8 protein-coding genes are annotated in these 11,652 nt (G+C 64.3%); 5 read left to right on the top strand and 3 right to left on the bottom strand.

Annotated features, from left to right (window positions below):
• Positions 1 to 79: 79 nt before the first annotated feature.
• Positions 80 to 550, bottom strand: coding sequence for a thioredoxin-dependent thiol peroxidase (gene bcp, locus U0023_RS21585; RefSeq protein ID WP_009490939.1), 471 nt, complete (start codon positions 548 to 550; stop codon positions 80 to 82).
• A 158-nt stretch (positions 551 to 708) separates the two neighbouring features.
• On the opposite strand from bcp, the gene U0023_RS21580 reads away from it, so the two are divergent.
• Positions 709 to 4,170 (top strand): YhdP family protein, encoded by a 3,462-nt coding sequence (locus U0023_RS21580; protein ID WP_009490940.1) that lies wholly within the window; start codon positions 709 to 711, stop codon positions 4,168 to 4,170.
• A 231-nt stretch (positions 4,171 to 4,401) separates the two neighbouring features.
• On the opposite strand, the gene tyrS is transcribed toward U0023_RS21580, so the two are convergent.
• Positions 4,402 to 5,664 (bottom strand): tyrosine--tRNA ligase, encoded by a 1,263-nt coding sequence (gene tyrS / locus U0023_RS21575; protein WP_009490942.1) that lies wholly within the window; start codon positions 5,662 to 5,664, stop codon positions 4,402 to 4,404.
• Between the two features lie 82 nt (positions 5,665 to 5,746).
• On the bottom strand, positions 5,747 to 6,415 hold the full coding sequence (locus U0023_RS21570) for an alpha/beta hydrolase (RefSeq protein WP_009490943.1): 669 nt from the start codon (positions 6,413 to 6,415) through the stop codon (positions 5,747 to 5,749).
• Between the two features lie 234 nt (positions 6,416 to 6,649).
• On the opposite strand from U0023_RS21570, the gene U0023_RS21565 reads away from it, so the two are divergent.
• The 4 genes from U0023_RS21565 to sufD all read left to right on the top strand — a co-directional run bounded on the left by U0023_RS21565 (position 6,650) and on the right by sufD (position 11,566).
• Positions 6,650 to 7,822, top strand: a complete 1,173-nt coding sequence (locus tag U0023_RS21565) for a cysteine desulfurase family protein (RefSeq protein WP_009490944.1) — start codon at positions 6,650 to 6,652, stop codon at positions 7,820 to 7,822.
• A gap of 69 nt (positions 7,823 to 7,891) precedes the next feature.
• Complete coding sequence (gene sufB / locus U0023_RS21560; protein ID WP_009490945.1) at positions 7,892 to 9,364, top strand: Fe-S cluster assembly protein SufB; 1,473 nt, start codon at positions 7,892 to 7,894, stop codon at positions 9,362 to 9,364.
• A gap of 134 nt (positions 9,365 to 9,498) precedes the next feature.
• Complete coding sequence (gene sufC, locus U0023_RS21555) at positions 9,499 to 10,251, top strand: Fe-S cluster assembly ATPase SufC (protein ID WP_009490946.1); 753 nt, start codon at positions 9,499 to 9,501, stop codon at positions 10,249 to 10,251.
• A gap of 1 nt (position 10,252) precedes the next feature.
• Positions 10,253 to 11,566: a Fe-S cluster assembly protein SufD gene (gene sufD, locus U0023_RS21550; RefSeq protein ID WP_009490947.1), complete on the top strand. Its 1,314-nt coding sequence runs from the start codon at positions 10,253 to 10,255 to the stop codon at positions 11,564 to 11,566.
• Positions 11,567 to 11,652 lie beyond the last annotated feature (86 nt).

The following is an 11,652-nucleotide window of genomic DNA, read 5'->3' as shown; positions in this document are numbered from 1 at the left end:
AGCAAGCCTGCAGCGAGAAGACGAGACGATCAGGCAAACTGTATTACGTTTCTATCAAAAGCTGCAAGAGCTTGGCTGTTTACCCCACGAGAGCCTTCGCAGCCGTCAGAACCTCCTCTGCGTGGCCCTGCACCTTCACCTTGTTCCAGACCTGGGCGATGTTGCCCTCGCTGTCGATCAGCACCGTGGTCCGCTCGACGCCCATGTACTTGCGGCCATACATGCTCTTCTCGACCCACACGCCGTAGGCCTCCAGCATGGTCTTGGCCTCGTCGGACGCCAGGGAGAAATCGAGGCCGTACTTGGCGCGGAACTTGTCGTGGCTCTTCATCGGGTCCGGCGAGACGCCTACGATTTCGGTGTCGGCCGCGGCGAAATCCTTCCATAGCGCCTGGAAGTCCTTCGCCTCCATGGTGCAGCCGCTGGTGTCGTCCTTGGGGTAGAAATACAGCACGACCTTGCGACCCTTCAGGGTGTCGAGGCTGATCTCTCGACCATCTGTCGCAGGCAGGGAGAAGGCCGGGGCTTTGGTTCCGATGGTAAGAGGCATGAATCGCCTTCCTTTCGGCGGAATGTACTGTTTGGAAACCTCTGGTGTGCACGACTGACGGGAACGGTCGCGGGAGGCACCTGAGGCGGTTAAGGTCTCTTCTCTGATTCCCTCATAAGCGCCCAGGCGCAAGAACCGGATTGTCCAACGTCGCAAGAATGAAGCGTCCATATCGCACCACGTTGTCCCGGCAAGACCCGGTCAAACGGAGCCTACTCAAACGCGTTCTTCGTGGCACTCTCTATGTGAAGCTTGGCCTCGTCGTCTTCCTGGTGGTCGCGTTCGGCCTGCTCTACCTGCGTCTCTCCGCGGCTCCCATGAGCTTCGGGCGCCTGCCCGAGCGGGTTGCCGAAACCCTCGCGTCCCGGATCGGTCCCGGCTGGCAGGTGACCCTTCGAAACACCGCCATCGAATTGCATGACGGCTCACCGGCCCTGAGGGCGAACGGCCTCGACATCCGGGCGCCCGGCGGCGATCTCGTGCTGCAGGCTCCCTATGCGATCCTCAGCGTCAATCTCACGTCTCTCCTGACCGGCAACCTTCAGCCCAAGGCCATCACGGTCCGCGACATGCAATTGCGGGTCCTCGTGAACCGGGACGGCTCGCTCGCCTTCTCGCCCGTCCAGGCCGCCGAGGGGGAGACGGCCGCTTCGCCTCCGCCCGTCGCGCCGGAGCCGTCCAAGGAGGCCGCGGCATCCCTGGCGCGCGATGCCGATGGTCCTTCCCCCGTGTCGGGCGTCGTCGGGTCGCTGCTCGAGCTGATGGTCGGCCCCGGGAGTGTTCTCAACTCGCTCGGCCAAGCCGAGCTGACCAATGCGCGCCTCGTCTTCGTCGATGCGGACGGCCGGGAACGGGCGAGGTTCCAGCGTGTCGATGCCATCTTCGACTGGACGGAAAAGGGCGGACGGCACTTCGCCGCGACGGTGGAGGGGGATCAGGGCCCCTGGGAGCTGAACGGCGACGCCGTCGTGGAAGGCGACGGCGCCTACCGGGCCGGCGTGGTCGCAAGCGAAGTGCCGATCAAGGACATTCTCCTCCTCGCAGGTGCCTCCGAGCTGCCGGCGAGCACCGATATCGAATTCTCCGGCCGGTTCGACATCGCCTATGCGTCGGGCCGCGTCACCGAGATGAAGACTCGGCTCGAAAGCAATGCCGGGACATTCCAGATCGAGGACAAGGACACGTCGCCTTTCCCGGTCGAGCGCGCCACGATCGAGGCGCGGTGGAACGAAGCCGAGAAGGCTCTCGAGCTCCAGCAGCTCGACCTGAAGGGCGGCGATACGAAGCTGCAGCTCCAGGGACGTCTCGCGACGCACATCGCCGACAAGCCGTGGCGCTTGTCGCTCAGCGGCCGCGATCTCCAGTGGTCCGGCGCGACGGCGGGCGATCGCCCGCTTCAAGTGAGCGAGTTCGCCGCCGACCTGTCCGGGCCGGACGGGGTCACGATCAACAGCGTCACCCTGAAGGGTCCCGAGCTGTCGGCCCGCATCTCCGGTCTACTAGGGGCCTCCGCCGACCCGAAGGGCCTTCACCTGGACGTGCATGCCGACAAGACGAACATCCGCTCCGCCCTGCGCATCTGGCCCGAGGCCGTCGCCCCTCCCGTCCGGAGGTTTCTCGTCTCCAACCTGAAGGCGGGAATGCTGGACGCCATCGACCTCAAGGTGGCGATGAGCGGCGCTGACATCGCAAAGGCCGTTACGGGCGGCCCGACGCCGCCCGAGTCCCTGAAGATCGATTTCGCTATCTCCGATGGCACGCTCCATGTCGCCGACGGTCTGCCGCCGATCTCGGGCATGAACGTGAATGGACGCGTGACCGGCAAGGCGGTCGGCGTGCGCGCGTCGACCGGGTTGGTCCAGATGGCGGAAGGCCGCTCGCTGACGGCCTCCGACGGGGCTTTCATCCTGGACAATTACTGGGCCGACAAAGCGCTCGCCCGCATCGACTTCCGCCTCAGCGGCGGAGCCGACGGCTTGGGCGCTCTGCTGTTGGAGCCGCGCATCAAGGAAATCGCAGGCTTCAACATCGATCCCGCGACCATGAAGGGCAAGGCGGATATGCGTGTCGGCATCGGGCTGCCTGTCAACGACATTCCTGCCTTCCCCGACCTGCCCCTGAAGGTCAGCGGAACGGTCACCGATTTCGGCGTCGACAAGTTCTTCGGCAAGGACCGCCTCGAAGGCGCCAACCTCACGATCACTTACGACAAGGGCGAGCTTGCCCTCAAGGGCGACGGCAAGCTCGCCGGAAGCCAAGCCGCCATCGAGCTGCAGAAGAACAGGCAGGGTGGTCAGGCCAGCGTCGCGTTCTCCCTCGACGAGGCGGCCCGTGTCCGGCGAGGGCTCTCCTTCGGTTCCCAACTCACCGGAACGGTCGGGCTGAAGGCGAGCCTGCCTCTCGGCGCCTCCGCTCCGTCGAACATCCTCGTCGAGGCGGATCTCGCCAAGGCCGGCGTCGATCAGCTGATCCCCGGATGGGTAAAGCCGGTCGGGCGGCCGGGCAAGCTGACCTTCACCATGGTCGAGGGACCGACCAACGAGATTCGGGATCTCGTCCTCGAGAGCGGCGCAGTGCAGTTGAAGGGCAATGCGGTGCTCACGGGCGAGGGCGGCCTCGAGAAGGCCGAACTCTCGACGTTCAAACTCTCGCCGGGCGATGACATGCGCGCCCAGATCGAGCGCGCCAACAACGTCTACAAGGTCGCGATCCGAGGCAATGTGGGCGACGCCCGTCCCTTCCTGAAAGGCGGAGCCACGGGCTCCGCCGGGTCCGGCCGGAATGCGGCGGCTCAGAAGGACAGCAAGGATTTCGACCTCGACCTCAACCTGAACATCCTCACCGGATACAACGAGGAAGCGATCACCAATGCGGTGATCAAGGCCTCCATGCGCAAGGACAACCTGCGCCAGCTCGACATGAAGGGACGCCTCGGCGCGACCGACGTCATCGGGCGCACCATGCCGGATGCGGGTAACCAGGTGGTGATCCTCCAGGCGGAGGATGCCGGTGCGCTCCTGCGCTTCACCGACGTCTACCGGCGCATGTCCGGGGGCGATCTCATTCTTCAGCTCGCCACCGGCGACGGCCCACAGGCCGGGCACGTGATCCTGCGCTCGTTCGCCCTGGTCAACGAGCCGGCCCTACGCCGGATCATCCCGACCCAGACCCAGATCGTCGCCGGGCAGGACCGGGCCGGCAATCCGCAGACGGTCCGCGTGGACGTGAACGAGGTGCAATTCACCAAGGCGCGCTTCGAATTCACCCGCAATGCCGGTCGGCTCGACTTCAAGGACGCGGCCATCTGGGGCAACCAGATCGGGTTCACGCTTGGCGGTTTCATCGATTATGCCCGCGACCGGCTCGACATCGCCGGTACTTTCGTGCCGGCTTATGGCCTCAACAACGTGTTCGCCCAGGTGCCGCTCTTCGGGCCTCTTCTGGGTGGGGGGCAATACGAGGGATTGTTCGCGGTCAATTTCCGCCTGAACGGACAGGCAAGCTCGCCTTCCCTGACGGTCAATCCGCTTTCAGCCGTCGCACCCGGCTTCCTGCGCAAGCTTTTCGGCGTGGCAACGGAGCCTCAGACGGGATCGCTTCCGACCGTGCCGGAGCGTTGAGGGCATCCGTCGGATGACCCTCTTTGCCGTCACTGGGCTCGCTCCGATGATCCCATGAAGCGCTGATCGTCACTCCACCGGGATGGTTGCGTTGCTACGAGCCCGGTGATGACATGGTGGACGTCCGGGACGTGGCAGGCGAACCCGGAATCAGTCTCGCAGAGCAGATACGAGAAAGGCGCCGCAATCATCGCAGCGCCTTTTCCTTGTCTTCGATCCGATCCCGACCGCTCAGACGGCGCGGAGAAGGACGTGCTTCTTCTTGCCGAAGGACAGCTTGATCACGCCTTCGCTCGTCAGGTCGGACAGGCCCAGCGTGGCGCGCTCGTCCGAAACCGTCTCGTCATTGACCTTCAGGCCGCCGCTCTTCACCTGGCGACGGGCTTCGCTCGACGAGGGCACGAGCTTCGCATAATCCGGCCCGAAGGCCGTCAGCACGCCGAGGCCTTCCTGCAGGATGCCGGACTGTACCTCGACGGTCGGCAGGCTCTCGGCCAGCGCGCCCTGCTCGAAGGTCTTCTGGGCGGTCTCGGCGGCGAGCAGCGCGGCCTCGCGGCCATGGAGGAGGGCCGTGGCTTCCGTTGCGAGAATCTTCTTCGCCTCATTGATCTCCGCGCCCTGGAGGGCGGAGAGCTTGGCGATCTCATCCATCGGCAGGATGGTGAAGAGCTTCAGGAAGCGGCCCACATCCGCATCCTCGGTGTTGCGCCAGAACTGCCAGTAATCGTAGGGGCTCAGCATGTCGGCGTTGAGCCAGACCGCCCCGGAGGCCGTCTTGCCCATCTTGGCGCCGGACGCCGTCGTCAGGAGCGGGCAGGTGACCGCGTAGAGCTGCGGCGTGCCGAGGCGGCGGCCGAGATCGATGCCGTTGACGATGTTGCCCCACTGGTCCGAGCCGCCCATCTGCAGCACGCAGCCGTAGCGCTTGTTGAGCTCCACGAAGTCGTAGGCCTGGAGGATCATGTAGTTGAATTCCAGGAACGACAGCTCGTGCTCCCGGTCGAGGCGCAGCTTCACGCTGTCGAAGGAGAGCATGCGGTTGACCGAGAAATGCCGGCCCACGTCGCGCAGGAAATCGATGTAGTTGAGCTTGGTCAGCCACTCGGCATTATCGACCATCATCGCGTCGGTCTTGCCGTCGCCGAAGGAAATGAAGCGCGAGAAGACGGTCCTGATGCTGTCCTTGTTGGCCTCGATCTGCTCGACGGTCAGGAGCTTGCGGCTCTCGTCCTTGCCCGAGGGGTCGCCTACTCTGGTCGTGCCCCCGCCCATGAGCGTGATCGGCCTGCCGGCGCCCGTCTTCTGGAGCCAGTGCAGCATCATGATGGAAAGCAGGTGGCCGACATGGAGCGACGGGCCGGTGCAGTCGTACCCGACATAGGTCGTCAGTCGGCTCTCGAGGGCGGCCGTATCCACTCCGTCGAAATCGGAGGTCTGGTGGATGAAGCCTCGCTCGGTAAGGACCTTGAGGAATTCGGATCGGGGCGCGTTCATCGCGGCTCTCGTCTCTGATCGATCGTCTTGAGGGAAGCGGAAAGGCCAGGAGGACGATCCCGCATGGCCTTTCCCAGAGCTCTTATTCCGACGCTTCTGCCGCGGCAGCCGTCGCTCCCAGGCGCTTGTCGAGGTATTCGTCGACGGACACCATCAGCTCGTCGACCTTGCCGTCGAAGAAGTGGTTGGCGCCCTCGATGACCGCATGCTCGAGCTTGACGCCCTTCTGGGTCTTCACCTTCTCGATGACGCTGACCACGTCCTTAACCGGGGCGACCCGGTCTTCCGAGCCGTGCACGAACAGGCCGGAGGACGGGCAGGGGGCGAGGAACGAGAAATCGTAGCGGTTCGCCATGGCGGCGATCGAGATGAAGCCCTCGATTTCCGGGCGGCGCATGAGGAGCTGCATGCCGATCCAGGCGCCGAAGGACACGCCGGCGATCCAGCAGGCGCGCGCATCCGGGTTCATGGCCTGAGCCCAGTCGAGAGCCGCAGCGGCGTCAGAAAGCTCGCCCTGGCCGTGGTCGAAGGCGCCCTGGCTGCGGCCGACGCCGCGGAAGTTGAAGCGCAGGACCGAGAAGCCGCGCTTCACGAAATCATAATAGAGGTTGTAGACGATCTGGTTGTTCATCGTCCCGCCGAATTGCGGGTGCGGGTGCAGGATGATGGCGATGGGCGCGCCCTTCTCCTTGGCAGGCTGGTAACGCCCCTCGATGCGACCGGCAGGACCCGTGAAGATGACTTCAGGCATAAACGCGAACCTCTTGATCACCTCTCCTCGGAGAGGGAAAAACCCTGACACGACCTTGACTTCAGGTCGCGGATTCTCATAAAAGAACCCTTAGAATTATTCTAAAGTGTTCCAATGTTTCATCGATCCGCGCGACGACGGCTCTCGGGAGAAACACGGGACAGATGTGGTTGGGGTGCTTTAGCACGGCAACCAGGGTCGATTGCAAGAATTTCGTGAGGCCTCTGGGCAGCTATGACGTTCAGCCCGCGCACCTATCTTGATCATAACGCGACTTCGCCCCTGAGGCCGGAGGTTGCGGAGACGGTTTTGCGCGCGCTCCAGCTTCCCGGAAATGCTTCTTCCGTTCATGCCGAGGGCCGGGCCGCGCGTGCCGAAATCGAGAAGGCTCGGGACAAGGTGGCGCGCCTCGTCGGCGCCAGGGCGAAGAATGTCGTCTTCACGAGCGGCGGCACAGAAGCGGCCAACCTTGTCTTGACGCCGGGCTTCCGCCGCCTGGGGCAGGCGGGAGCGGCGAGGCTTCTGGTGGGGGCAGCCGAGCATCCCTGCGTCCTCAACGGCCATCGCTTTCCTGACGGCGACGTCGACACCATTCCAGTCGACGACCAGGGCGTCCTTGATCTCGTCTGGCTCAGGGCCCAACTGGACAAGTTCGGCGATGAGCGCGTTCTCCTCTCGATCCAGCTCGCCAACAACGAGACCGGCGTGCTGCAGCCGGTGGCGGAAGCAGCCCGGCTGGTTCACGAGCGTGGCAGCCTGATCCACACCGACGCGGTCCAGGCGGCCGGCCGGATCCCGGTCGATATCGCCGCCCTGGGGATCGATGCGATGACCCTGTCCGCCCACAAGCTCGGCGGCCCGAAGGGGATTGGGGCCCTGATTCTGGCCTCCGACCAGTTCGAGATCGGCGACAAGCTGGTCCGTGGCGGTGGGCAGGAGAAGGGTTTCAGGGCCGGCACCGAAAACGTGGCGGCCATCGCGGGCTTCGGTGCTGCGGCCGAAGGGGCGCTTGCAGACCTCGAAGACGAGGCGGAGCGGCTTCGAGGGCTGCGCGACGAGGCCGAGGCGCAGGTTCGACGGATCGCACCGGATGCACTTGTTGTGGCTTCCGCTGCGGAAAGGTTGCCTAACACCTTCGCCTTTGCCATACCCGGCCTCAAGGCCGAGACGGCACTGATCGCTTTCGATCTGGCAGGCGTGGCCCTGTCGTCCGGTTCGGCATGCTCGTCCGGAAAGGTCAAGCGATCGCATGTGCTCGACGCCATGGGCGTGGAGCCGACCCTCGCCGAGGGTGTTTTGCGTGTGAGTTTGGGGTGGTCGACCACGAAAGAGGACGTGATCCGCTTTGCGGAGGCGTGCGAAAGGGTGGTCGGCACCTTATATAAGCGGAAGGCGAGCGCGGCCTGATTGAGCCGGTTCGAATTCCTTCAGTCATCAACCCGCGGCCCTTGAAGCCGTGAGCGGTGGGAGAGACAGATGCCTGCAGTGCAGGAAACGATCGATCAGGTCCGTTTGATCGACGTCGATCAGTACAAGTACGGCTTCGAGACCGAAGTCGAGATGGAGAAGGCACCGAAGGGCCTTTCCGAGGACGTGATCCGCTTCATCTCGGCCAAGAAGGGCGAGCCGGAATGGATGCTCCAGTGGCGTCTCGACGCCTACAAGCGCTGGCTCACCATGAAGGAGCCGAGCTGGGCGCGCGTGTCGTACGACAAGATCGACTACAACGACATCTACTATTATGCGGCGCCGAAGAAGAACCCGGCCCCGAAATCCCTCGACGAGGTGGATCCGGAGATTCTCAAGACCTATGAGAAGCTCGGCATTCCGCTGCGCGAGCAGGAGATCCTGGCCGGCGTCGAGCCGGAGCGCCGGGTCGCCGTGGACGCGGTGTTCGACAGCGTCTCGGTCGCCACGACCTTCAAGGAAGAGCTCGCCAAGGCCGGCGTGATCTTCATGCCGATTTCGGAGGCCATCCGGGAATATCCGGACCTCGTGCGCCAGTATCTCGGCTCGGTCGTTCCGGTGACGGACAACTTCTTCGCCACCCTGAACTCGGCCGTGTTCACCGACGGTTCGTTCGTCTACATCCCGCCGGGCGTCCGCTGCCCGATGGAGCTGTCGACCTATTTCCGCATCAACGAGAAGAACACGGGCCAGTTCGAGCGCACCCTGATCATCGCCGACAAGGGCTCCTACGTTTCCTATCTCGAAGGCTGCACGGCGCCCAAGCGTGACGAGAACCAGCTTCACGCCGCCGTGGTCGAGCTGATCGCCCTCGACGATGCCGAGATCAAGTATTCCACGGTCCAGAACTGGTATCCGGGCGATGCCGAGGGCCGGGGCGGCATCTACAACTTCGTGACCAAGCGCGGCGATTGCCGGGGCAAGAACTCGGTCATCACCTGGACTCAGGTGGAGACGGGCTCCGCGATCACGTGGAAGTATCCGTCCTGCATCCTGCGCGGCGACAATTCGCGCGGCGAGTTCTACTCGATCGCCGTGTCGAACGGCATGCAGCAGGTCGATTCCGGCACCAAGATGATCCATCTCGGCAAGAACACCACGAGTCGGATCATTTCGAAGGGCATCGCGGCAGGCCGGTCCGAAAACACCTATCGCGGCCTCGTGTCCGCTCACCGCAAGGCGACCGGCGCGCGCAACTTCACGAACTGCGACTCGCTCCTCATCGGCAACCAATGCGGCGCGCATACGGTGCCCTACATCGAGTCGAAGAACGCCACCGCCGTGTTCGAGCACGAGGCGACCACATCGAAGATCTCCGAAGATCAGATGTTCTACTGCCAGCAGCGCGGCCTCTCTGAAGAGGAGGCGACGGCGCTCATCGTGAACGGCTTCGTGAAGGACGTCCTGCAGCAGCTCCCCATGGAGTTCGCCGTCGAGGCGCAGAAGCTGATCTCGATCTCGCTGGAAGGCTCGGTCGGTTAATCGCCACATAGCCCCTCATCCCGAGGAGCCGCCGAAGGCGGCGTCGCGAAGGACGAGGGGCGTCTCGCTGAAGTCATCCTTCGAGACGCGCGCTGGAAGCGCGCTCCTGAGGATGAGGGTTTAGGAAAATCACAATGCTCGAAATCAAGAATCTCGTCGTCCAGATCGAGGACAAGCGCATTCTCAACGGCCTCAACCTCACCGTGAACAAGGGAGAAGTGGCCGCCATCATGGGTCCGAACGGCTCCGGCAAGTCGACCCTCTCGTACGTGATCGCCGGCAAGGAGGACTACGAGGTTCTCGACGGCGAGATCCTGCTCGATGGCCAGAACCTGCTGGAGATGGAGCCGGATCAGCGCGCCGCCGCCGGCGTGTTCCTGGCCTTCCAGTATCCGCTGGAGATCCCGGGCGTCGCCTCGATGACCTTCCTGAAGGCCACCCTCAACGCCCAGCGCAAGGCGCGCGGTGAGGAGGAGCTGACCACCCCGGACTTCATCAAGCGTGTGAACGCCGCCGCCCAGCAGCTCGAGATCCCGAAGGACATGCTCAAGCGCGCCCTCAATGTCGGCTTCTCCGGCGGCGAGAAGAAGCGCATGGAAATCCTGCAGATGGCGCTGCTCCAGCCGACCTTCTGCATCCTGGACGAGACCGATTCCGGCCTCGACATCGACGCCCTGCGCATCGTGTCCGAGGGCGTGAACGCCCTGCGCTCGCCCGACCGCGCCTTCCTGGTCATCACGCACTACCAGCGCCTCCTGAACCACATCGTGCCGGATACGGTGCACGTGATGCATGCGGGCCGGATCGTGAAGACGGGCGGCAAGGAGCTGGCGCTCGAGCTCGAGGCCAACGGCTATGCCGATTACCGGGAAAGCGAGGCCGCCTGAGATGGCTGACGTGACCCTCATGAAGACGCCGGCGGAAACCGCGCTGGTGCAGGCTTTCGAGAGCGCGAAGACCGCTTTGCCCGGCAACGGGGAAGCGCGCGCTCAGGCCTTCGAGCAGTTCAACTCGCGCGGTCTTCCGCACCGCCGGGTCGAGGAGTTCAAGTACACCGACCTGCGGGCCCTCCTGCGTGAGGTCGCGCCTTTCGCCGAGGCTCCCTCGGCCGAAGAGTCCAGGACGGCTCTAGCGAATGCCAAGGCTCTTTCGGGCGTCGATGCGCTTCAGGTGCCGTTCGTGAACGGCCATTTCGTGCGCGATGCGGTGGACTTCCATAATCTTCCCGAGAACGTCGAGATCGTTCCGCTGGCGGAAGCGATGGCGAACGGTCACGAGTGGCTGTCCCGCTTGAGCCCGGTGCCGTGGGCGAACGACAACCCGGTCTACCAGCTCAACACGTCCTTCATGGCCGACGGCGTCATGATCCGCGTGGCCGGCGCCGTGGAGCGTCCGGTTCACCTGCGCTTCGTGACGGCATCGAACGCTGCAGTCGCCACGGCGACGCGCGTGCTCGTGGTCGTCGAGGAGGGCGCCTCCGTGACCCTGCTCGAAACCCACGAGAGCACCGACGGCGCCAACCACCAGCCGAACGACGTGGTGGAGATGATCGCGGGCGATCGCACCAATGTGCAGCACGTGCGCGTCAATGCCGAGGGCGACAAGGCGCTTGCCCTGTCGACGCTCGCGGCGAAGATCGGCGGCGAGGCGGTGTTCAACAGCATCAACGTGACGGCCGGTTCGGCAACCTCGCGCCATCAGGTGTTCGCCGTTCTCAACGGTGAGAACACCAACCTGCGCGTCAACGGCACGACGATGCTCAAGGGTTCGCAGCACGGCGACTCGACCCTCGTGGTCGAGCACGGGGCTCCTCATTGCGAGAGCCGCGAGCTGTTCAAAACGGTCATCGACAACGAGGCGACCGGCGTCTTCCAGGGCAAGATCATCGTTCCACATCACGCCCAGAAGACCGACGGGCGGATGATGTCGGCGGCGCTCCTCCTGGAGGAGGGCGGCTCCATGAACAACAAGCCCGAGCTCGAAATCTTCGCCGACGACGTCCAGTGCGCCCACGGCGCCACCTGCGGCCAGCTCGACGAGGACCTTCTGTTCTACCTCATGGCCCGCGGCCTGCCGAAGAAGGAGGCCGAAAGCCTCCTGGTTCAGGCCTTCCTGGGCGAGGCGCTGGAGTTCGTGGAGAACGAAGCCGTCCGCGAGGCGCTCGTCGGCACGGTCGAGGGCTGGCTGAAGGCGCGAGCATAACCCTCCTCGTCATGCCCGGCCTTGTGCCGGGCATCCACGTCCTTGCTTCGCGCCGACGTGGGAAAACGTGGGTGGCCGGGACGAGC

Source organism: Microvirga lotononidis, assembly GCF_034627025.1.
GTDB classification, from domain to species: Bacteria; Pseudomonadota; Alphaproteobacteria; order Rhizobiales; family Beijerinckiaceae; genus Microvirga; species Microvirga lotononidis.
The sequence above is the reverse complement of the archived record's forward strand: the minus strand, read 5'-3'. Positions and strand labels throughout refer to the sequence as shown.